21 protein-coding genes are annotated in these 21,870 nt (G+C 31.4%); 13 read left to right on the top strand and 8 right to left on the bottom strand.

Going from position 1 to position 21,870, the window contains the following annotated elements; translation table 11 throughout:
- The first annotated feature begins 156 nt into the window (after positions 1 to 156).
- The 3 genes from FHQ18_RS06505 to FHQ18_RS06515 all read left to right on the top strand — a co-directional run bounded on the left by FHQ18_RS06505 (position 157) and on the right by FHQ18_RS06515 (position 3,945).
- Entirely contained in the window at positions 157 to 1,797 is a 1,641-nt protein-coding gene (locus tag FHQ18_RS06505; RefSeq protein ID WP_149266361.1) for an AMP-binding protein, read from the top strand.
- 201 nt (positions 1,798 to 1,998) lie between these two features.
- Complete coding sequence (locus tag FHQ18_RS06510; RefSeq protein ID WP_149266362.1) at positions 1,999 to 3,282, top strand: TrkH family potassium uptake protein; 1,284 nt, start codon at positions 1,999 to 2,001, stop codon at positions 3,280 to 3,282.
- 3 nt (positions 3,283 to 3,285) lie between these two features.
- Entirely contained in the window at positions 3,286 to 3,945 is a 660-nt protein-coding gene (locus FHQ18_RS06515; RefSeq protein ID WP_149266363.1) for a potassium channel family protein, read from the top strand.
- Positions 3,946 to 4,035: 90 nt separating this feature from the next.
- On the opposite strand, the gene FHQ18_RS06520 is transcribed toward FHQ18_RS06515, so the two are convergent.
- From FHQ18_RS06520 to accD, 8 genes are read right to left on the bottom strand one after another with little or no spacing between them, the layout of a single operon-like run.
- Positions 4,036 to 5,238 (bottom strand): FprA family A-type flavoprotein, encoded by a 1,203-nt coding sequence (locus tag FHQ18_RS06520; protein ID WP_149266364.1) that lies wholly within the window; start codon positions 5,236 to 5,238, stop codon positions 4,036 to 4,038.
- Between the two features lie 54 nt (positions 5,239 to 5,292).
- Positions 5,293 to 5,454, bottom strand: a complete 162-nt coding sequence (gene rd, locus FHQ18_RS06525; protein ID WP_149266365.1) for a rubredoxin — start codon at positions 5,452 to 5,454, stop codon at positions 5,293 to 5,295.
- Positions 5,455 to 5,501: 47 nt separating this feature from the next.
- Positions 5,502 to 6,497, bottom strand: coding sequence for a DHH family phosphoesterase (locus FHQ18_RS06530; RefSeq protein ID WP_149266366.1), 996 nt, complete (start codon positions 6,495 to 6,497; stop codon positions 5,502 to 5,504).
- Positions 6,494 to 7,522 (bottom strand): hypothetical protein, encoded by a 1,029-nt coding sequence (locus tag FHQ18_RS06535; RefSeq protein WP_149266367.1) that lies wholly within the window; start codon positions 7,520 to 7,522, stop codon positions 6,494 to 6,496. The genes FHQ18_RS06530 and FHQ18_RS06535 overlap by 4 nt, the downstream gene beginning before the upstream one ends.
- Positions 7,479 to 8,477 (bottom strand): NAD-dependent epimerase/dehydratase family protein, encoded by a 999-nt coding sequence (locus FHQ18_RS06540; RefSeq protein ID WP_149266368.1) that lies wholly within the window; start codon positions 8,475 to 8,477, stop codon positions 7,479 to 7,481. Before FHQ18_RS06540 ends, FHQ18_RS06535 begins: the two co-directional genes overlap by 44 nt.
- Positions 8,474 to 10,624, bottom strand: a complete 2,151-nt coding sequence (locus FHQ18_RS06545; RefSeq protein ID WP_149266369.1) for an LPS-assembly protein LptD — start codon at positions 10,622 to 10,624, stop codon at positions 8,474 to 8,476. The genes FHQ18_RS06540 and FHQ18_RS06545 overlap by 4 nt, the downstream gene beginning before the upstream one ends.
- Before the next feature lie 9 nt (positions 10,625 to 10,633).
- On the bottom strand, positions 10,634 to 11,812 hold the full coding sequence (locus FHQ18_RS06550; protein ID WP_188020361.1) for a bifunctional folylpolyglutamate synthase/dihydrofolate synthase: 1,179 nt from the start codon (positions 11,810 to 11,812) through the stop codon (positions 10,634 to 10,636).
- Positions 11,770 to 12,618 carry an acetyl-CoA carboxylase, carboxyltransferase subunit beta gene (gene accD / locus FHQ18_RS06555; protein ID WP_149266371.1) on the bottom strand — a complete coding sequence of 283 codons (849 nt, stop codon included), beginning with the start codon at positions 12,616 to 12,618 and terminating at the stop codon, positions 11,770 to 11,772. The genes FHQ18_RS06550 and accD overlap by 43 nt, the downstream gene beginning before the upstream one ends.
- A gap of 307 nt (positions 12,619 to 12,925) precedes the next feature.
- Between accD and fliD the strand changes: the two genes are divergently transcribed.
- The 10 genes from fliD (at position 12,926) to FHQ18_RS06605 (ending at position 21,802) form a co-directional block, all read left to right on the top strand.
- Entirely contained in the window at positions 12,926 to 15,517 is a 2,592-nt protein-coding gene (fliD, locus tag FHQ18_RS06560; RefSeq protein WP_149266372.1) for a flagellar filament capping protein FliD, read from the top strand.
- A gap of 13 nt (positions 15,518 to 15,530) precedes the next feature.
- On the top strand, positions 15,531 to 15,950 hold the full coding sequence (gene fliS, locus FHQ18_RS06565) for a flagellar export chaperone FliS (protein WP_149266373.1): 420 nt from the start codon (positions 15,531 to 15,533) through the stop codon (positions 15,948 to 15,950).
- A 4-nt stretch (positions 15,951 to 15,954) separates the two neighbouring features.
- On the top strand, positions 15,955 to 16,275 hold the full coding sequence (locus FHQ18_RS06570) for a hypothetical protein (protein ID WP_149266374.1): 321 nt from the start codon (positions 15,955 to 15,957) through the stop codon (positions 16,273 to 16,275).
- A gap of 61 nt (positions 16,276 to 16,336) precedes the next feature.
- On the top strand, positions 16,337 to 16,639 hold the full coding sequence (locus FHQ18_RS06575) for a hypothetical protein (protein WP_149266375.1): 303 nt from the start codon (positions 16,337 to 16,339) through the stop codon (positions 16,637 to 16,639).
- An 11-nt stretch (positions 16,640 to 16,650) separates the two neighbouring features.
- Positions 16,651 to 17,334, top strand: a complete 684-nt coding sequence (locus FHQ18_RS06580; RefSeq protein WP_149266376.1) for an LOG family protein — start codon at positions 16,651 to 16,653, stop codon at positions 17,332 to 17,334.
- A 56-nt stretch (positions 17,335 to 17,390) separates the two neighbouring features.
- Positions 17,391 to 18,053: a histidinol phosphate phosphatase domain-containing protein gene (locus FHQ18_RS06585; protein ID WP_149266377.1), complete on the top strand. Its 663-nt coding sequence runs from the start codon at positions 17,391 to 17,393 to the stop codon at positions 18,051 to 18,053.
- Positions 18,054 to 18,638, top strand: coding sequence for a hypothetical protein (locus tag FHQ18_RS06590; RefSeq protein WP_149266378.1), 585 nt, complete (start codon positions 18,054 to 18,056; stop codon positions 18,636 to 18,638). It begins immediately after the preceding gene.
- Positions 18,635 to 20,374 carry an indolepyruvate ferredoxin oxidoreductase subunit alpha gene (gene iorA, locus FHQ18_RS06595; protein ID WP_149266379.1) on the top strand — a complete coding sequence of 580 codons (1,740 nt, stop codon included), beginning with the start codon at positions 18,635 to 18,637 and terminating at the stop codon, positions 20,372 to 20,374. The genes FHQ18_RS06590 and iorA overlap by 4 nt, the downstream gene beginning before the upstream one ends.
- Positions 20,371 to 20,940 (top strand): indolepyruvate oxidoreductase subunit beta, encoded by a 570-nt coding sequence (locus FHQ18_RS06600; protein WP_149266380.1) that lies wholly within the window; start codon positions 20,371 to 20,373, stop codon positions 20,938 to 20,940. The genes iorA and FHQ18_RS06600 overlap by 4 nt, the downstream gene beginning before the upstream one ends.
- Positions 20,930 to 21,802, top strand: coding sequence for a PHP domain-containing protein (locus tag FHQ18_RS06605; RefSeq protein WP_149266381.1), 873 nt, complete (start codon positions 20,930 to 20,932; stop codon positions 21,800 to 21,802). The genes FHQ18_RS06600 and FHQ18_RS06605 overlap by 11 nt, the downstream gene beginning before the upstream one ends.
- Positions 21,803 to 21,870: the final 68 nt, after the last annotated feature.

The following is a 21,870-nucleotide window of genomic DNA, read 5'->3' on the forward strand; positions in this document are numbered from 1 at the left end:
TATTTTTAAAGTATTTCAGAGTCACTAAATTTATAAAACGATGTTAAAGTAGATTTATGTTTTTTTATAAAAGTACTTGAAAATATTTTTTAATGGTGATATAGGTTTGTCGAAACTATAAAATGTAAAGCAACATTAAACAACACGGAGGAAATGATGGAAAAATTTAATTTTATTAAACAGACGATAGGAGAATATTTAAAAAACATTGCTAATAAATATCCTGACAATGAAGCTGTTGTATATCCTTTTAGAGAAATTAGGTTAACTTATAAAGAACTCGACAATTTGACTGACAAACTTGCATATGCTCTTTTGAAACTTGGCGTTAAAAAAGGGGATCATGTTGCAATCTGGGCACATAATGTACCTGAATGGATTTATCTTTTGTTTGCTACTGCTAAAATTGGTGCTGTTTTAGTGACTGTAAATACTTTGTATCGTGAAAGGGAGCTTGAATACCTTTTACAACAGTCTGATTCTAAATATCTGTTTTTAGTGGAGAAATATAGAACACTTGATTATGCAAAAACGCTTTATAATATCTATCCTGAGCTTGCTGAAGGTAAAAAATCTGAAAAGTTTCCTTTTCTTGAAAAGGTTGTGATGATTGATGACAAAAAGTTTCCAGGAATGATTAATTTTAATGAGCTTTATAATATGGGTGAGTCTTTTGATAAAGATGAATTAGAAAAAGTGATGAATACGTTACATTATGATGATGTTATTAATATGCAATATACTTCGGGAACTACTGGGTTTCCAAAAGGGGTTATGCTTACGCACTACAACATATTAAACAATGCTTATGCAATTGGTATGATTATGAAATTTACAGATAAAGATAGACTGTGTATTCCGGTTCCATTCTTTCACTGCTTTGGTTTAGTGTTAAGTATTCTTGTCTGTCTTACACATGGTGCTACGATGGTGCCTGTAGAATATTTCAATCCAATTGAAGTCTTAAAAACTGTTGAGAAAGAGAAGTGCACAGCTTTACATGGTGTACCTACAATGTTTATTTCTGAGTTACAAGTTTTAGAATATGAGAATTTTGATATTTCTTCTCTTAGAACTGGGATTATGGCTGGTTCTCCTTGTCCGGTTGAAGTGATGAAAAAAGTTATGGACGTGATGAATATGAAAGAAATTACTATAGTTTATGGTCAAACTGAAGCTTCCCCTGGCATTACTCAAACGAGAGTGAATGATGATGTAGAAAAACGTGTTTCCACCGTCGGCAGAGAGTTGCCTGGAGTGGAGGTGAAGATTGTAGATCCTACAACTGGTAAAGAATGTCCGCCGAATGTAGCAGGTGAGCTTTGTGCAAGAGGTTACAATGTTATGAAAGGTTATTATAAGATGGAAGAAGCTACCAAACAAGCAATTGATAGTGAGGGTTGGTTGCATACAGGGGATTTGGCTTTAAAAACAGAGGATGGTTATTATGTAATAACAGGTAGAATTAAAGATATGATTATTAGGGGTGGTGAAAATATTTACCCAAAAGAAATTGAAGACTTTCTGTACACTTATGAACCTATTGAAGATGTTCAGATTGTGGGTGTGCCTGATAAAAAATATGGTGAAGAGGTTATGGCTTTTATCAAGATTAAAGAAAAATATCGCGGTAAAGTAACTCCTGAAGATATTAGAGAATTTTGTAAAGGAAAAATTGCTGATTATAAAATCCCTAAATATATTGAATTTGTAGATGAGTATCCTATGACTGCGAGTGGGAAAATTCAGAAATTTAAATTGAGAGAAATCGGTGCTAAAAAACTGCAACTTGTGTAAGTGTGAGTAGGGAAGTAGAAAGACAGTGAGATAGGGGGTAGTAAAGTACTAACGTTCCAACGTTAAAACGTTCTAACGTTTTAACATTCAAGCATTTTTTTTCTTTTGTATCTCTCTATTTCCCTATTTCCCTACATTCCTCCCTAGCCGCTTTCCTATTATTCTGTTGACAAAAAAAATTTAAATACTAATATCCGCTTCATGCGGAATCTAAAATTGAGTCCATGGTCTTATTTAATAATAACCTTTGTAATTCTCATTATTGCAGGTTCTTTTTTTCTGATGATTCCAGGGGCATATTCCAAAGGTAATTTATCTTATTTGGATGCCCTTTTCACTTCGACTTCTGCTGTTTGTGTAACGGGTTTAATTGTAACAAATACATCAAATTTTACTCCCTTTGGACAAATCATTATTTTGATATTAATTCAGCTTGGAGCCATTGGGATAATGACTCTCACATCTTCCCTTTATATTTTTTTAAAAGGGGAGCTTGATTTGAGCCATAGAATTATGGTGGCTAAGATTACAGATGTTTTTGGCTTGCATGAGGTGGAGAATATCTTAGTGTATATTATAAAATATACTTTTATTATTGAATTTATTGGGGCTATTGTTCTCAGCTTAGGTTTTTATATTTCTCACAATACGTTAGGTGATGCAATTTATTATGGGATATTTCATTCCATTTCGGCTTTTTGTAATGCTGGGTTTTCTACCTTTGATCAAAGTTTAGTAGGAACAAATATCATCATAAAGTTAACAATAACAGGCTTGATAGTATTGGGGGGGATAGGGTATTATGTGATATATGATTTAAATAAATTTTTTAAGTCTGGAGGTAGGCTCAAACTTCATACTAAGGTTGTACTTTTAACTTCACTGTTATTAATAATAATGGGGTTTATGATATTTTCTGTAGTAGAAAGTGATATGAATATTGTTGATGGCTTTTTCCAATCTGTTACTGCAAGGACTGCTGGATTTAACACAATAGATTTAACCTCTTTACATAATATAAGTAAATTTACTTTAATAATTTTGATGTTAATTGGAGCTTCGCCCGGTTCAACTGGTGGTGGTGTTAAGACGACAACGTTTTTTATTACAATTTCTTCAATTACAAAGGTACTAAGAGGTGAAAATAAAATTGTAGTTTTTAAAAGACAAATACCTTATCAAACAATATTAAGGGCTTTTGCTCTTATATTTTTATACCTATTTGTGGATGTTACTGCTACTTTAATTTTACTATATATTTATGATTATAATTTTTTGGAAATGTTGTTTGAAGTGACTTCTGCTTTGAGTACCGTCGGTCTGAGTCTTGGAATTACAACAAAATTAACTACTGCTGGTAAGTTGGTTATTATTGCATGTATGTTCTTAGGTAGGGTTGGACCGGCTGCTTTAGTGATGGCTATGCTTGGTAGGGAAAAGAAAAGGGTTATACAATACCCAGAAGAAAAGGTTGTGTTGGGGTGATATATGTTTGAAAAAAGTAGAGATGTATTGGTGATGGGGCTTGGTATATTTGGTTATGAAGTAGCTGTGAGTTTAGCAAAGGAAGGTATAAATGTTTTAGCAGTGGATAAAAATACAAAAGTTATTAATCAGATAAAGGATATCGTTACTGATGCACTGGTGGCTGATGCTGCAAATGAAGAAGCATTAAAGGAATTATCTGTGGATAAGTATGATGCGGTGATTTTGGGAATGAGTAGTAGTTTTGAGAGTTTGATTTTATGTATTACATATTTAAAAAAATTAGGTGCAAAATATATAATTGCAAAAGCCAGCACTGCAATCCAAAAAGAAATTTTAATGAAAATAGGGGCTGATGAAGTAATTTTGCCTGAAAAAGAAATTGCTTTAAAGCTGGCCGAAAAGATTGCAAGACCCAACATTATTGACTTTTTTGAGTTAGGTGGTGATGCTGCAGTTGCAACGGTAAAAGTGCCTTCGAAATTTTATAACAAGTCTTTAATGGAAATAGATTTGAGAAAGAAATATAATATTACTGCTATTATTTTAATTAGAGATGGTAGTGCAAAATTAATAAGAGATGCCAGTATTAAACTTATGGAAAATGATGAACTTGTTGTGGCAGGAGAAGAGGATAATATAAAAAAGGTGTTTAGTGAATAGGGTGGGAAGCAAGTCTAAGGAATAAATGTATATTGTGGATCATTTACGTGTTAAGTTGAAGATAATAAAAAAGGGGATTTTACTCCCCTTTTAACCTTCAATTACCTTCAAAGCAAATTCACGTCCCCATTCTTTAGCTTTTTTCAATTCTTCTTCTGATGGGGTCATTTTTACTTTAAATGCAGGAAGAGGTAACTTCATTCTCATGGTCTTCAAAATATCTTCAGCCATTTTAATTCCTTCACCGCTCCAACCGTAAGAACCAAAAGCACCTGCTTTTCTGTTTGCTACGTTTAGTACAACAAGATTTGCAAAAAGTGTGAAAATAGGTTTTGCCGCTTTAGCGTTGAGGGTAGGTGAACCGATTAGTAAGCCGTGAGATAGTTCTATTTCATCAATGATATCGTTCATATTATCCGTTGCAGCATCAAACATTTTTACTGTTAAACCGGTTTCTTCAATACCTTCTTTAATTTGGTCTGCAAGCATTTTTGTATTACCATAAGCAGTTCCATAAACAATTGTAATTTGTTTTTTTGGATTGTTGAGATAATACCTATTTGCTTGTTCTTTGTAATAGTTAATATAATAATCGATATTTTCTCTTAATATAGGACCGTGAGAAGGACAAACCATTTCGATTTCTATACCGTCAATTTTTTTAAAGGCGTTTAGAATATGCTCCTTATAAGGCCTCATAATCATACTATAATAAAATCTAAATGCAGCTTTTGCTTCCTCTTTGTTTTCTAGTTTATCATTAAAAAGATTTTTGTCACAATAGTGAGCACCAAGAAAATCGCAAGGAAACAGTATTTTATCTTCAACAAGATATGTAAACATTGTATCAGGCCAATGGAGGAAAGGTGTATGAAAAAATCTTAATGTTTTTCCACCAAGGTCAATAAAATCACCATCACCTACAGCTCGACCATTATATTCTTTATTGATGATATTATCAACGAAGGACTTTGCTGTTTTAGAATATATTACTTCAATATTGGGATTTCTTTCAACAATAGCCGGTAAAGCCCCTGAGTGATCAGGTTCATTGTGGTTTAAAATAATATAATCTATTTCTTCTACAGGACATATTTCCTCAATAGTTTTAATATATTCATTTGTAAAAATCTTTTTATTTGCTTCTATTAAAGCTTTTTTTTCTGAACCTATAACTAGATAACTATTGTAGGTAGTTCCATGCTCTGTTGGGATAACGATGTCAAATATTTCTAATTCTGGATCAAACACACCGACCCAATAAATGTTCTCTTTTATTTTTACAGCACCCATTTTATCCTCCTTTATATATAAAAAAAAGGCTATCTTTTAGATAGCCTTTTGAGATTAGTCTTGAGGTTCAAATGCTTCTTTACTAGCTCCACATTCAGGACATACCCAATCTTCAGGGATATCTTCAAAAGCTGTACCAGCTTCTACTCCGTTGTCAGGATCTCCAACTTCAGGATCATAGATCCAGCCACATATTGAACATATGTACTTATTCATATCCACCTCCTTGTTTTAGAATTATAGTAAATATAAAAATTCGAAAGTCAAATACTTTTTATATCAACTTTGTCGATAATGATTCCTAATTTTTTTAATAATCTTTTTTTAATTATTTCTACAATTTGTGGGTATTCCTTGTTTTCAAGAGGAATTTGACCGCCAGCAGACTTCATGTGCCCACCGCCCGTGCCTAAGTTTCTTACAATCTGTAAAGCAATAGTTCCAACTTTTTTTCTTGAGGATTTGCAGCGTAGGGAAAAATAGCATATATTGTCGATCCTGCCAGTTACAAAGGACCATTTTATATCTCTCATTCTGAGTAGAAAGTCAGATGTTTCGGCAATCAGATCTGCATTTCTTACTTCTTCTAGATTGCAAAATATTAAATCATCAATTATTTCACTTTGCTCGATAGCTTTTTTTAAATTTTTAAAATAATATTTTGGTAATTCAGGTGTTTCTATTTTAGAAAGTTTATTTAATGAGATTTTAGGTAATAGAAAACTCATCATTTCTAAATCTGTTTTTGAGTTACTTCTTGCAGAACCTATAGTATCAGTTTTGATTCCGTAATAAAGAGCTGTAGCAACATATCTGTCGGGTTCTAAACCGAGGTGTCTAATATATTGAGTAATAATCGTTGAAGTTGAACCAGCTTCTTGTCTTACATCATAAATTTTAGCTTTTGAAGTTGCTTTTCTAAAGTTGTGATGGTCTATTACTATTTGTGGGAAGAAACCTTTTGGGATATAAACATTCCCTGCAGTGGGTTGTGAATCAACAAGGACTAAGATCTCATATCTTGAAAAGTTAAGTTTTTTAGAAAGATGCATTTCTATTTTGCATTCTTTAACAAGCTCTCTATTTTCAGCTCTACCAATCAAACCTTCATATGCAATTGTACATCTTTTTTTATAAATGGTATGGAAGATAAACTTTAAACCATATGCAGACGCAATGGTGTCTGGATCTGGGTTGTTATGTGTTAAAATTAAAATTTTTCGAGCTGGCTTTATTAATTCTAAAATTTCATCAATCATTTTGAAAAGTCTATTATAATTTGTCCATTACCGAAGTTAATAATATTGTACTTATAACTTTTTTGCAATAATTTTAATTTTTCTTCAAAGTTATCAATGGTTAAAGGAGATATTGTATCAAAAACTGCTTCATTTAATGAGAAAGATTTCATTTTATATTTTTCTATATAGTGTTTGTTATCTAATTCTTCTAATAATTTTTTAATAATTCTAAAATTACTAAAATTAATGAAAGTGAGAGTTAACTCATTTTTAGATAAATTTATGTTAGGTAATTCAATATAATTATTCTTTATGTACTCTACCGCCTTATTAATAGAAGATAATATAGAATTAGAAATGCAGTCGTCTTTGCTAACAATAGAAGATTTGGTAGAAACTACTTTAAATGTTTTAAACTTTTTCTCTTTGGTAAACGTTTCAGTAATAAGCTCTGTTTTGCAAAAGTAAGGAGTTTCCTCTGATACTGAAATTGCCTTTGTTTTGAATATTATTAGGTATTTAGCATTACTTTTTGCAAACTCATTTAATAAATCATCATAGGAAGGATTTTGAGGTAAGTTAAAGAGAAAATCGTCTTCATATTTTAATGAAAGATTGTACTTTTCAAATATATTGGTTATTTTTTCATCGGTGTTAAAATTCGAATAGTTAAATAAATAATAAATTACCGATTGTCTTAGATTGTTAAAGAATAAAGGGAGATCATCAACAGTAATTTCATCTACTTTTACTATCAGATGGTAATATACAGTATAATCTTTAATATACCTATCAAGAATTTTATAGGACTTTACAAACCTGATAAAGTCTTTTGTAACTTCTGGTATTCTATCTTTATCGCTGGTTACATTTTCAAAATGTTTTTTTATAGCATTTAATAGCGCATTAGTTAGAGCATTTTTATCCGCTTTTTTAAGATCATTATTTTCTATTACAGAAGTACCAAAGCTTTCGTATTGGGTAGCGTAAGTACTGTAATTAAATAATATAATTGCTAGCAAAATAAGCAAAAGTTTTTTCAATGGCTTCCTCTAATATTGTGTAGTTTTTCCATCCTAATATTTCATATGTTTTATCAATTGAAATAGATGAATTATTATTTTTGTCAACTTGATAATTTATTTCATTATCAAATATTCTATTAAATTTATATTTTGCAATAGTGATTGCAATTTCGACAAAGTCAATAATAGGTATGTTTTCTCCGCCTAGATTAAATATATCATATGTCCCTTTAATTTTTAATCCATGTTCAAGACCGTAAATTAAATCGTCATAGAAAATTACATTTATAATGGAATGTTTTGAAATGTTTAGAGTTATGGGATTATTGAAAAAAATATTTTTTAAAATAGTAGTTGGAATGTTTTTATGTTGACATCCTGGGCCAAAAAAATTCGATATTCTAAAAATAGTGACAGGTAAATTGTAATCAAAATGAAAAGATTGTAAAATTAGTTCATTTGCAGCATGAATACTTCCTTTTAAACTTGAAGGCATTAACTTGCTTTCTTCATTGAATTGACTATCGGTTTCATTAAATCCATAAACATCTGTAGAACTTACATAAATAAAATTTTTATCATTAAGAGATTGCCAGTTATTAATAGCAGCAATTCCAAGATTAATAGTTGAATAAACGTTATTAATAAGATTTTTTGATGATGATGTGTCGAAGATTTCCATATTACTATCAAATGCAAAAGCATAAATTGAATTTATACTTCCAAACGAAAAACGATTAAACATGCTTTTATGCTCGTTTAAAATATTATTAATTAGTGAGTTATCCTTTAAATCTCCTTTTATATAAAGTATGTTATTAAAATTATCAAACTTTTGTTTGTTTTTAACATATTTATGATCTTTTTCATTATCAATGGCAATTATATTGTACATTGGAAAATTTTTAGCTAAGAAAATAGATAAATTGCTACCCAAGAAACCTAAAGCACCACTTATTAGTATATTTTTCATCTTTTATAAATCTCTCTGGTTGTATCTCCTATCCCTTTCAAGGATATTAATAAATAGAAAATGTGATCATATTTACTAGATATTGAATCAGAACTGATGTCAGTATTTAATTTTTTGTGATATTGTAAACCTAAACTCCAACAATCAGAATTGTAAACTCCTGTGACTATCAATTCATTAGTAGTTAATGAGTCATTAGATAAATATTTTAGTTTTTCTCTATACCCTGATTTTTTCAAAGAAATTGACATTTCTAATTTTTTATAAGTATAACCGATACTGTTAGTCCAAGAAGTGTTTTCATCATAAGTAATATTTTTATTGAAGATTAATTCAGTAGATATGAAAAATTTATCGTAAGTTAATTTTATATAATCTTTATTGTAAAAAGGTTCTTTTTCATAGAAGTCATAATTGGTATTTTTATAAATTTTTAACAATTCTTTATAATTAAATTCTATTTTATAATTAAAAGGTTCAAATCTTTCATCATTTTTAACAACATTGTAGTTTTCGTTGAATTCTATTTTTAAATTCCAGTTTTTAGATTTGAAATAATGAGTCATAGTGTATTTATAAATATTTTCTTCATAAATTTTATCATCTTCAATTAATGAAGGAATTGACGATTGATCTAAAAATGGGGTTTGAATATACTCGAAACTGTTGTATATGGAATGTTTAAATGTTTTGTAATTTTTATATATTTCATTCAGCTCAAATTTTAATCTAAAAGAGTAAATGAATCTTTCAACGCTATTGTTATCAGTTTTTAACTTTAAAAATATGTTTTCATTATCATCTTTGCCGCTGAATTTAAAATTAGCATCATGCCATCTTGTATAATATTGAGTATATTTAGGAGTAAATGTACCAATTTTAATATTAATTGGTTTATAAATGTTTATCTTAAGGTGTTCTCTTTTTAATTTGGTTGAAGTGCTATAAAACTCATCATTTATTTTATTTGTTATTGTGGTGGATTTTAAATTGTTAAAATCGGCATAATAATCAATTTTAAAAAATTTAATATCCAAGTTGTTTTTCTCAAAAATAATTTGAGGTTTTCTGTAGAGGTGTTCTTTATTGTATCCATCATATATATCTGTAAACTGCATATCATCTTTGTAGACCAAAGAAATATCGGAATATGTGGTATGATAAATGAGCCTTAAGTCAGTTTTAAATTTGTTATCTTTATTTTCCTTTATTACTTTGTTTAACGATAATGTTTCAAAATCGCTTATATATTGGAAATCGCTTACATAGTCTAAATTGATTCTTAATTCTAAGTTTTTTACCAAATAGATATCTGTGTTACTAAAGAGTCTCCATCGTTCGTCATCAATAAAAGTGATATCTTTATCTTTTATATATTCTCCGTAAAAGTAAAATTTTTCAGAATCGGTTTTTTGATATCTTAGTTCTAGATTGTATAGTAATCCTTTTTTTTGAAAATAACTAATTCCAAAAGTGGCATCTTTATCCGCATCAATATTCCAAAAATATTTTGGCGTAATAAAAAAACCTGTTTTGGAACTTACACCGATGTCAGGTACAAGAAATCCTGATTCACGTTTTTCTTTAATAGGCCATACAAAATATGGAATATATAACATGGGAAAGCCTTTAATATTCGCAGTGGCCGATTTACTGTAAAAGTATTCACCATAGTCTATTTTTGCCGATTTACTTTTAAACGACCAATCCGGATTATCTTCTTTACAGGCTGTTATTTCAGCTTCGTATAATCTAAAACTTTTATCTCCGACTTTTTCAATTGTAGATGCATTGAAATAATGATAAGGGGCATAAAAACCTTTGGCTTTCTTAATAATTCCTTTTTGAGTAGAAAGATTTAATTTTAAATATTGTGCTGTAAGGTAGTTATTATTGTCATCCTTAAAGGTAATATTATCAAAAGCCTCGATTTCATTTTTATCTTTTCTGTATATGATTTTATTTGCTGTGACTAATACAGCTTTATATATTAAAATGACGTCACCTTCAGCAACAACGGTGTTTTTATCGATGGAAGTAACCTTGTTTGCTTCTAAGATAACATTTTCTTTTGAAAAAACAGGAGTGAGAATAATATTAAGAAGCAAAATAGATAAAATCAACAGTCTCAAAAAGCCATTCATCATTTAAATATCTCAAAAACCTTTTAGAATCTTCTTTACTTCAGCACACAGGTAAAGCGAACCACAAACCAGTATATCATTATTTTTTGATAACTCAACAGCTTTTCTTAATGCAATTTTTAAATCGGACTCTTTTATTATGTTTTTATTAGTTGTTTCCAACTCATTTAGTTTAATCGATCTTATATTATTTGGGATCTCAGTAAGTATTAATTTTGTAGATTTAATTGATAATAGGTTTATGATTTTTTGATAATCTCTATCTTTTGTGGAAGAAAATACAATAATTGGTTTTTGTTTAAAATTTTTCAGTATTTCGATTATGCCGTTAAAATTGTGAGCTCCATCTATTATTATATTATCATATTTCTCAAACCTACAAGGTGGAAGACTAATTTTATTAAAAGGTGCAGTGATATTCAGATAATTTAAAATCATTTTTGCTAATGCTGCATTTTTATAATAAGGTGATGGAAAATGATGTTTTAATAGTTCGATTGTTTCTTTTTCTGGTGTAATAATTTTTTTGTGAGGATAAATGGAAGCAATGATCTTATAAACAGTTTCGTTATTAGTACCAAGAAATATCGGGTCATTTTCTTTCACGATAGCTGCTTTTTCTCTTGTAATAGACTCTAAAGTTTTTCCTAAATATTGCTCGTGATCAATAGATATGCTTGTAATTACAGGAATTTTATTTTCAAGAACGTTAGTAGCATCATAGGTGCCACCCATACCTGTCTCAATAATTGAAAAATCAGGTTTAAATTCTTCAAAATATTTAAAGGCTAGAAGTGTTATTGCTTCGAAATAGGTAAGTTTATATTCTTTTATAATTGAGAAGTAGGTTGTAAATAGGTTGTCTAGGTCGCTGAACCTGATTTGTTGTCTGTTGACCTTGATCCTTTCACATATGCTAAGTAGATGAGGGGAGGTGAAAAGTGCTACTTTATAACCAGAATTTATTAAAGCTGACGATATAAAGTGAGCAGTTGATCCTTTACCATTTGTTCCTGCAATGTGAATAATTTTTCCAAGTTTTTTTTCATCAAAGTTAGTATGATTTAAAGCTGCTTTTATCCTGTTTAAAGTGAGTTTTGCGTTGAGATACTCATTTACGGATGAGAAGAATTTTTCAAATTTAGTAATCAGCCAAAATACTCCAGTAATTTTGATATTGTGTCTTTCCAATCTTTGCGATGAACAACCATGTCTACCATACCATGCTCTAGAAGAAATTCTGAACGCTGAAAACCTTCAGGTAGTTTTTGTCGAATGGTTTGTTCTATAACTCTTGGTCCAGCAAAGCCTATCAATGCTTTCGGTTCAGCAATTATGACATCGCCCAACATTGCATAACTAGCGGTAACACCACCAGTAGTGGGGTCAGTTAAAATAGAAATGTGTGCAAGACCTGCCTTTTCAAGTTTTTTAAGGGCAGCTGAAGTTTTTGCCATTTGCATAAGGGATAGAATACTTTCCTGCATTCTTGCTCCACCAGAACAACTAATTGTAATGACATGGTTTTTATTAATTATAGCTGATTCAATAAGTCTAGTAATTTTTTCTCCTACTACACTCCCCATTGAACCGCCAAGAAAGGAGAATTCCATGGCACCTATATGAACACTTTTACCATAAACTGTTCCAATACCGCTGATAAAAGCTTCATTCATGCCAGTTTTTTTCATTGCTGCCTTTAACCTGTCTGGATATTTTTTTGTATCCCTAAATTTCAATGGGTCTTTTGAAACTAAATTTGCATCAGTTTCTATAAAAGAGCCTTCATCGATAATGATTTTAATTTTTTCAAAAGCACTTATTCTAAAATGATATTCACAATTTGGACAAGTATGAAAATGCCTTTCAATCTCTTTTTTATAATTGATTTCACCACACTCAGGACATTTTATCCATACGCTTTCTTTTATTTCCTTTTTTGTGCCAAACGTTTTAACTTTTTTTATTTTATCAAAAAGAAAATTTTTCAAACCCATTTGTACCTCCGTTTATCAAAGCAACCTACTTAAAGTATTTTAAACACTAAATCAATATCAAAATAGTGAAGTCATATTCAGTTTAATTTTGTGTAAATTTTATTTTTTTATAATTACTCATTAGTACCATGACATTGAGTGCATTTATAAAATATTCCACTTTCTTTACTTAAAGCAAAGGAATCTGTTGTCAAAACTTTTTTCATATTTATCACCTATGTTAAAGGCTAATATAAATAGTTTAAAAAAATACTAAAGAGTTTTTTTTATGTGCCGATAAATATAGCAAGACACGGAGGTTGGCCTAATGGATGCGCTAAGGATTGGCGGTATAATGAGTGGTCTTGATACCAATGGTATTGTAGATACATTGGTTAAGCAAGCCAGGATTCCCATCGAAAAACTTCAAGGGCAGTACGATTTAAAGACTTTAGAGAAAAATGTATTTCAGGAAATCAGTACAGATTTAGTTAATTTAAAGACCGATTTATTATCTTTGAAGCTTGAATCTACCTTTAAGTCTATGACAGCTACATCATCAAATACATCTATCTTAACAGCCACTGCTTCCACATCGGCATCAGTAGGTAGTCATACCATTAAAGTGAATAATCTCGCACAAAATGCCTATTGGTACAGTAATTATACGTTTGCAAAGATTGTGGAAAGTGGTGCAGGGGTTACTTCATTGACTGGTAGACCTTCGGAAAATATTGAAGGTTTGCATAATATTTCTATATCAAGTGATGGGACGAGATATCTTGCCCATGATTCTATAAAGTTATTAAATCAGCCTTTTGTACAAAAAATCTCCGGTACTTCTATCGCGAATGTAGATGATTTTGGCGATTTGACTGCTGATGAGTCGGGTACATTATCTTTTACGTATCAATCAACAGTAATTAATGTATCTGTGAATGCTGTTACCGGTGATAGTCTTAATAAAATTGCTCAGCAGATTCAGGATGGTTTAAATAATGAAATAAATATAATTGAGAATACAACCGATATTCAATATGTGGCAGTTAAAGCTCAATTTGATGGGACCAACTGGTCTTTGGCAATTTATAAAACCCGTGTTACAGATTACAATCTAACAATTGATTCCAGTTCGCCATCTACGCTTATTACCGATTTAGGATTGGATACTACTACGACATCAAATGTGAATTCTATTGATAATTATATAGCCGCAGTGGACTTGGCAGGTTTAGAGTCAAAAATAAACGATTCTAATTATGGTTTGATTGCAGGAGTTACGTTAAACACGGAGTCAGGGTTAACTGAAGGCAATTTGCAAATAGTACAGGATGCGACTTTGAGTACAGGTTATGCTACAAAAACAAAAATTTTGGGAAATACTGTTAGCAGTGGTAGCGGTCTGAATGTTACCGCCATTGGTTTGCAGAATGCAGGGTTCTTGAAAACGGTGGACTCCAACACAAACGGGACTTTTACTATAAACGGCGTAAAAATTACTATTGAAGATTATACATCTATTTCGGTAAATGATTTGTTGGCTAAAATCAACAGTTCAGGTGCAGGTGTTACAGCGTATTACGATAGTGATAATGATAGGATTGTTCTTGAAGCAAATGAGACGGGTGGTGGAAGTATTTCTTTAGGAGATTTTTCGGATACAAGCAATATACTTTCAATTCTCAGGTTATCTGTGGCAGAAGGTGCTAAAACTGATTACGGTACAACAGATGGAAGTGTTGATCCTACAGAAAAGCTTTCAAATAGTAATTTTAATACGGTTATTACCAGTGGGATTATTACCATAAATGGTGTTTCCATATATGTGGATGCGGAAAATGACAGTTTAAATGATGTATTTTATAAAATAAATAATTCCGGAGCTGGGGTTACTATCAGTTATGACCAAGTATCAGATAAAGTATATATCAAATCTAATGATGTGGATAAGATTACTTTTGGTTCTGTTTACGATACAAGCAACTTATTAGAAGTTTTGAATCTTACGAATAATACTACTACTGAGAAAGAATTAGGTTTTGAAGGTGAATATGCATCCGTAACAGTAGATGGAATCGATTATATTAGGAAGACAAATAAAATTGATGATATAATTCCTGGTGTTACGTTAAATCTGCAAAATGCATCAACTGAATCTGTAACTGTAAATGTTTCCGTAGATACTACTAAAGCAGTGGAAAGTATTGCATCTTTCATATCACACTATAACGCTTTAGTGGAAAAACTTAATCCGCCCGAATTGGATGATGAAGATAAAGAATATTTAGAACCTTTAACAGATGATGATAAAGCAACAATGAGTGACGAGGAGGTGAAACAATACGAAGAGAATTGGAAAAAATTTAATACTTATGAAATAATAAGAAAAAGTTCAGAAATTAGAAGTTTAAAATTAAGTCTTAGGTCCAACCTCTTAAGCGAAATTACAGGATTAAATGGAAAGTATAATTCATTGGTAGATATAGGCCTTGATATTGCAGGTGATGGAAATATTGAAATTGAGAAAAAAGGCTACCTTCTTATTGATAGTACAGATTATGAAGAAATTAAGAAAAAACTTGAAGAGAATACCACATTTATTAATGCATTAAAAGATAACCCAGAGGATGTTTACAAACTTTTTGCTGTCAATGATGGGGATACACAAGGATGGGCAAGAAGATATGAAAGTATTATTAATCAGTATGTGTCTTTAAATGGTCTGATAGATGTGAAAATAAGACCGTTTGGCACAATTGATAGAGAGTTATATACTCTTGCAAAACAGATTGATGCTAAAGAAATGTATGTTGAATCATATCTAAATAGATTGTGGCAGAAATTTTCAAATATGGAAAAAGTAATTGCCGATCTGCAAGCGCAGGGGTCATATCTTCAGCAATTAATTACACAGGGTTAAAATAGGAGGTGTTATGAAAAACCCAATTAAAACGTATTTGAGAAATGAAATCGAGGGTGCAACAAAGGGGAAACTTGTTCTGCTACTATATGATGGGGCCATAAAATATATGAAAATGGCCTGTAAATATATCGATGAGAAGAATATTCCTGAAGCACATTCTAACATTATAAAAGCAGAAAATATTATTTATGAATTGATGTCAACACTAAATATGGAAGCTGGGGGGGAAATTGCAGAAAATTTACTAAGGCTTTATGATTTTATGGTTTATCAACTTGTTATGGCAAATAAAGATAAGGATAAATCTAAAATAGAGTCCGTGATAAAACTTATGCTTGTATTAAGAGAAGGGTGGAAACAAATAGTAGAGCAGGAAGAAAAAAAGAAGTTGGAAGAAGGGGAAGCAAAGCAAATAAATATCTCAGGTTAGGTCTATGACAATTAATTTTGATGGCAACATAATTAATTTTAGGCAGAAAATTGAGGAGTTAGGAAAGAAAAAGGGCTCTGGTATCGAATCAAGGAGTAATGTGTCCAAATCGACCTCCAAAGGGGACAAAAGAGAGATAGTTGATCTGGTAAGGATTAAAAATGAAAACTGGTTAGCTGCAAATATGGATATCAGAAATGAGGATGAAGCTGCTCGTCTTGTGAATGACTTGCAAAACCTGTTTAGCAAAGATGCGAAAAAAGCACTTCTTGCCCATGATAATGCTAATGCAGATAAGGTATTAAAGTTTTATCCTTTTGAGTAATATTTTAGAGCCCGAAGAGATTTATTCTTGATATTATTCAAAAAATCGTTACAGTATCTTTATGTCCACGAGTTTTAGAATAGTTGCTGAAAAACTTTTGCTTTTCTTGGAAGAACTTAATGAAATGGAAATAAATGATGAGTTTTTTTTAAAAGTGAAAATGTATGAAAACTTTTTAAATCAGCTTCTACAAATTACTGAAAAAATGGATACGATAGATGAAGAAGGTAAGAAAATTTTAATGGATATCAATGAAAAGAATAATGCATTATTGTCAAGGTTGAAATCTGAAAAAGATAATTTGAAAAATGATATATTGAAAGTAAATAGAAAAGAGAATTTAAAAAAGAAGTATTATAATTAGGATCTTGGATAATGAATGATAAGAATAATAGCAACAATATAAGAAAAAGACAGTATTTAATTGATGAAATAAAAGTTGGAGATACTTGGCGGATATTTAAGATCCTTTCAGAATTTGTGGAAGGGTTTGAGCGTTTGTCTGGAGTTGAGCCGGCTGTAAGCATTTTTGGTTCGGCAAGGGTAAAAGAAGACCACAGAGATTATAGAAGAGCAAGAGAGCTAGGAAGATTACTTGCAAAAGAAGGCATTAGTGTTGTAACAGGTGGCGGACCTGGAATAATGGAAGCAGCAAACAGAGGAGCTGCAGAAGCTGGTGGAAGGTCAATTGGTTTAAACATAGAGTTACCTTTTGAACAAAAGCCTAATCCTTATGCTAAAAAAGTGATAACATTTAATTACTTTTTTGTTAGGAAAGTAATGCTTGTAAAATATGCAAGTGCTTTTGTTATATTTCCTGGTGGTTTTGGAACAATGGATGAATTTTTTGAAGCGTTGACTTTGATTCAAACAAGGAAGATTTTGCCTTTTCCTCTTATATTGATGGATAGTGATTATTGGTCTGGTTTATTGGATTGGATAAAAAATAGAGTGTTAGTTGAGGGGTTTGTTTCGGAAAAAGATATTGATCTTATTCAGGTTAAAGATGATGTGCACGAAGTGGTTGATACAATAAAAACTTTTTTATCTATGTTTTAATCTTTAATTATTAAAATAGTTGATTTATTTTTAAAAGAATATATAAGATAGTCGCTATGTTTTATGTGGACTTGCATACTCATACCACATTTAGCGATGGGGTATTAATTCCTGCAGAGTTAGCTAGAAGAGCAAAAGTATTAGGTTATTCTGGTATAGCAATCACTGATCATGCAGACTCATCTAATTATTTGCTAATCATTGAAAATTTACTAAGGTTTAAGGACGATTTTAATAACGGTAGTAGTGAATTTAAAGTAATTGTTGGGGTGGAATTGACCCATGTTTTACCATCTCAAATTGAAAAGCTTACCTTTCTTAGTAGAGAAGCAGGTGCTGATATAGTTCTTGTTCATGGTGAAACTATAGTTGAACCTGTAGAAGAAGATACAAATAGGGCTGCAATTGATGCTTGCGTGGATATTCTAGCTCATCCAGGTCTGATTACTGAAGAATTAGTAAAGAAGGCAAAAGAAAACGGAGTGCATCTTGAAATTACTACAAGAAAAGGACATTCTCTGACCAATGCTCATGTAGCAAAGCTTGCATTAAAATATGGTGCAAAACTTGTAGTTAATAATGATTTTCATACACCTGGAGATTATTTTTCAGTTGATATGCTAAATAAAACTTTAGTGGGAGCGGGTTTAGACGAAGAAATGGTCGAACATATTTTTCAAAACAATAAAAAAATATTCACTAAATGTTTGGAGGGTTAGATGGTTAAGAAGAAAAATCAAGTGTTGGATGAAGTGCCTATAGATAAGGTGGAGAGTTTTGTTGAGAAGAATTTTAAGAATATTTTAATAGTAGTGGGTGTGTTGATTTTGGCTGTTTTAGCCGGATATGGCGTCAAAACTTATATGTCAAACAAATATATATCAAGTTTGAATGAATTGGGCGGATATGAGATATCCTTTGCAAACGGTGAAAAAGATAAGGCTTTGATAAGTGATTATGTAGATAAAGGTGTATCTATCTCTAAGGTTAAAGATTATGTGGTTTTGAAGGCTATTCAGCTTTATACTGATTTGGGGCTTACAAATGAAATTAAGATGTTGGCGTCAAATGTTGGAGATAATTTTAGGGAGTTGTCCGATAGCTTGTTAAGTGATTTAAATATCAAGAATGTAGATGCTAACAAGTATCTCACAGATTCTTATTTAAAGCCTGTGTGGTATTACAAGGCTATATTGAATAGCAAGAGTGATGATGAAAGAAAAAAACTTTATGAAGAATTTAAATTGAAATTTCCTGAAAGTAGATTGTTAGAATTGTTGGATAATTGGGGGCTTAATTCATGAAGAGGGTTTTAAGTGGAAATGAAGCATTTGCGAGGGGGGCTTTTGAAGCCGCTGTTAAAGTGGTGAGTTCTTATCCAGGAACTCCAAGCACTGAAATAACAGAAAACATAAAGTTTTACGACGAGATATATTCTGAATGGGCTCCAAATGAGAAAGTTGCCTTTGAAGTAGCTCTTGGTGCATCTCTTGCCGGAAAAAGGGCTTTGACATGTATGAAACATGTGGGATTAAATGTGGCTGCTGACCCCTTAATGACTGCTAGTTACACTGGTGTCAATGGTGGGATGGTGGTTATTGTAGCTGATGATCCAAATATGTACAGTTCGCAGAATGAGCAGGATAGTAGGCATTATGCAAGATTTGCAAAAGTACCTATGTTAGAACCATCAGACTCACAAGAAGCAAAAGATTATTTAATCGAGGCTTTTAAGATATCAGAAGAATTTTGTACTCCAGTGCTGGTTCGCTCATGCACCAGATTATCTCACAGCAAAACTGTAGTAGAACTAGGTGAAAGGTGTGCAGAGGTTGATTTGGGGCTTGAAAACAATATACCAAAATGGGTGATGGTACCTGCCAATGCAAGGAAAAGACATATAGTTGTAGAAGATAGACTGAAAAAGTTGACGGATTTTTCATATAGTTCGAATTTAAACAAGATTGAGTATAAATCTAAAAATATAGGGATTGTTTGTTCTGGTATAGTTTATCAATACGTTAAAGAAGCTTTACCTGATGCTTCAATTTTAAAACTTGGGATGGTTTATCCCATTAGTATAGATCTAGTTAAAGAATTTTCTGAAAAAGTGGATAAATTGTACGTTGTGGAAGAACTTGATAAGTTTATTGAAAATGAACTGAAAGCTGCTGGAATAAAGGTCGAAAGTTTAAATAGGGATGTTTGTGGAGAACTTTCAGTAGAAAAAGTTAGAGAATTGTTTGGTGAAGAAACGGTTGCTAAAGAAGTTAGTCAGTTAAGTTTACCAAACAGACCGCCAAACATGTGTCCGGGGTGTTCTCATAGAGGTATTTTTTACGCAATCAATAGATTAAAGCTTTTTGTTGTCGGAGATATTGGTTGTTATACATTGGGGCTATTACCTCCATTGAGTGCAATTAATTCTACGGTTTGTATGGGTGCAAGTGTTTCAATGACACATGGTATAGATAAAGCGAGCGATGGAGAATATACAAAAAAAGTGGTTGGAGTAATAGGTGATTCTACATTTTTGCATACAGGCGTAAATGGTTTGATGAATATAATTTATAATAAGGGGTTTTCTACCATTATAATTCTTGATAACAGAATAACTGGGATGACAGGGCACCAGCCTAACCCAGCTACAGGTTTTACAATTAAAGGGGAACCTGCACCTAAAATTGATTTTGAAGTGCTAGTAAGAGCAATGGGTGTGAAAAATGTATATAAAGTGGATCCTTTCAATATAGAAGAGTGTATGGAGGTTTTGAAAAGAGAAGTGGAGAAGAAAGAGCCTAGTGTAATAATAACTACAAGACCTTGTATTTTTGCTGATAGATCAGTGATTTCTAGTCCATTTTATGTGGATGTAGAAAAATGTACAGGTTGTAAAGCATGTACTAAAATCGGTTGTCCTGCTATTTTGTGGGATGAAAATAAGAGACAAGCGTACATTGATGAAACGCTATGTACTGGTTGTGGCCTTTGTCCCAAAGTATGCCGTTTCGATGCTATTCACCAAAGGGGGGAGAAATGAAAAAAGATATTCTGATGGTGGGAGTAGGTGGTCAGGGAATAGTTTTAGCAAGTGATATATTATGTGATGTAGCTCTTTTAGAAGGTTATGATGTTAAAAAAAGTGAAATACATGGTATGGCTCAAAGAGGTGGAAGTGTAGTTTCCCATGTTAGAGTAGGGGATAAAGTTTTTTCTCCGGTTATTCCTGTTGGTGAGGCTGATGTTATTGTTTCTTATGAAAATATGGAATTTTTAAGGTATCTTGAATATAAAAACAATAACACAATGCTTATTTTGAATACCAATAGAATCTATCCACCACCTGTTGCTATGGGTGAGGCAGATTATCCTGATGAGTTAATAGAAAAAGAAAAGAAAAATTTTAAAGAATTGTATGAGATAGATGCTCTTAAAATTGCTAAAGAGTCTGGAAATGTAAAAGTTGTAAGCACTGTAATGCTTGGTGCGTTAGCAAAACTGTTACCTTTTAAAAAAGATAGCTGGTATGAAGTGATTAGGATGAGGGTGCCTAAAAAGGTTGTGGATGTTAATATCAAGGCTTTTGATTTAGGATATGCTCATTGATTTGCATATCCATTCAAATTTTAGTTCTGATGGTGAACGCAAACCTTCAGAGATTTATGAAATAATTAAGACTAAAAAAATCAATATCTTTTCAATTACAGACCATAACACTGTAAAAGGGGTGAGAAATTTACTGAAAAGTGTGAAAAATGGTAGTGTAATGTTTATCCCTGGTGTTGAATTTTCTTGTTCATTTGAAGGGTATGAAATTCACCTTCTATCTTATGGTTTTAATCATTTGGATGAGCGGTATGATTTTTTAGAAGATAATTTTAAGAAGATTAAGAGAGAGCAAGCTATTAGAAGAACTCGTAAGTTGCAAGAAATAGGTTTTATTTTAAATGTGGAAGAGGTCTTAGAAGAAGCAGGGGAAAAGGCTGCTTCGGGGGTAACCTTTTTAAATGTTTTAAAACGATACAAGGAAAATCGGCAAAAACTTTATGATTATTTAGAAGGAGATAAATCTAATTCACCTTATACAAATTTCTATTTTGATTTTTTTAGAAAAGGTGGATTTGCCTATGTGGAGATAAAATTACTTGATTATTTTGAGGTAGTAAATATATTAAAAGATACTTTTTTGGTATTGGCTCATCCTGGGTTGTATCCTGAGGAATTGATAGGTAAACTTTTGATTGAATCGGTTGATGGTATTGAGGCTTATAGTAGTTATCATGATATTGAGCAGAGCCAAAGATTTGTTAGATTAGCTTCAGATAAGGGATTGGTTGTGACATGTGGAAGTGACCATCATGGTAAAAATATTAAACCTAATGTGGAATTTATCAATTACGAACTGCCATTTGATGTTGAAAGCAGGTTAATCGAAAGGTTAGATTCTTTAAAGAGTTATTTTATCTAAACTGATTACTAAAAATTATGGTTGAAATAGGAAAATTTTTATGATAGTTATTAAACCAAGTGGGCTTA

Source organism: Deferribacter autotrophicus (genome assembly GCF_008362905.1).
Taxonomy (GTDB): Bacteria; Chrysiogenota; Deferribacteres; order Deferribacterales; family Deferribacteraceae; genus Deferribacter; species Deferribacter autotrophicus.

Excerpts from the sequence above, each read along its gene's own strand:
- FHQ18_RS06505 (WP_149266361.1), top strand. The coding sequence starts at position 157 with ATGGAAAAATTTAATTTTATTAAACAGACGATAGGAGAATATTTAAAA.
- FHQ18_RS06510 (WP_149266362.1), top strand. The coding sequence starts at position 1,999 with ATGCGGAATCTAAAATTGAGTCCATGGTCTTATTTAATAATAACCTTT.
- FHQ18_RS06515 (WP_149266363.1), top strand. The coding sequence starts at position 3,286 with ATGTTTGAAAAAAGTAGAGATGTATTGGTGATGGGGCTTGGTATATTT.
- FHQ18_RS06520 (WP_149266364.1), bottom strand. The coding sequence starts at position 5,238 with ATGGGTGCTGTAAAAATAAAAGAGAACATTTATTGGGTCGGTGTGTTT.
- rd (WP_149266365.1), bottom strand. The coding sequence starts at position 5,454 with ATGAATAAGTACATATGTTCAATATGTGGCTGGATCTATGATCCTGAA.
- FHQ18_RS06530 (WP_149266366.1), bottom strand. The coding sequence starts at position 6,497 with ATGATTGATGAAATTTTAGAATTAATAAAGCCAGCTCGAAAAATTTTA.
- FHQ18_RS06540 (WP_149266368.1), bottom strand. The coding sequence starts at position 8,477 with ATGAAAAATATACTAATAAGTGGTGCTTTAGGTTTCTTGGGTAGCAAT.
- FHQ18_RS06545 (WP_149266369.1), bottom strand. The coding sequence starts at position 10,624 with ATGATGAATGGCTTTTTGAGACTGTTGATTTTATCTATTTTGCTTCTT.
- accD (WP_149266371.1), bottom strand. The coding sequence starts at position 12,618 with ATGGGTTTGAAAAATTTTCTTTTTGATAAAATAAAAAAAGTTAAAACG.
- fliD (WP_149266372.1), top strand. The coding sequence starts at position 12,926 with ATGGATGCGCTAAGGATTGGCGGTATAATGAGTGGTCTTGATACCAAT.
- fliS (WP_149266373.1), top strand. The coding sequence starts at position 15,531 with ATGAAAAACCCAATTAAAACGTATTTGAGAAATGAAATCGAGGGTGCA.
- FHQ18_RS06570 (WP_149266374.1), top strand. The coding sequence starts at position 15,955 with ATGACAATTAATTTTGATGGCAACATAATTAATTTTAGGCAGAAAATT.
- FHQ18_RS06575 (WP_149266375.1), top strand. The coding sequence starts at position 16,337 with ATGTCCACGAGTTTTAGAATAGTTGCTGAAAAACTTTTGCTTTTCTTG.
- FHQ18_RS06580 (WP_149266376.1), top strand. The coding sequence starts at position 16,651 with ATGAATGATAAGAATAATAGCAACAATATAAGAAAAAGACAGTATTTA.
- FHQ18_RS06585 (WP_149266377.1), top strand. The coding sequence starts at position 17,391 with ATGTTTTATGTGGACTTGCATACTCATACCACATTTAGCGATGGGGTA.
- FHQ18_RS06590 (WP_149266378.1), top strand. The coding sequence starts at position 18,054 with ATGGTTAAGAAGAAAAATCAAGTGTTGGATGAAGTGCCTATAGATAAG.
- iorA (WP_149266379.1), top strand. The coding sequence starts at position 18,635 with ATGAAGAGGGTTTTAAGTGGAAATGAAGCATTTGCGAGGGGGGCTTTT.
- FHQ18_RS06600 (WP_149266380.1), top strand. The coding sequence starts at position 20,371 with ATGAAAAAAGATATTCTGATGGTGGGAGTAGGTGGTCAGGGAATAGTT.
- FHQ18_RS06605 (WP_149266381.1), top strand. The coding sequence starts at position 20,930 with ATGCTCATTGATTTGCATATCCATTCAAATTTTAGTTCTGATGGTGAA.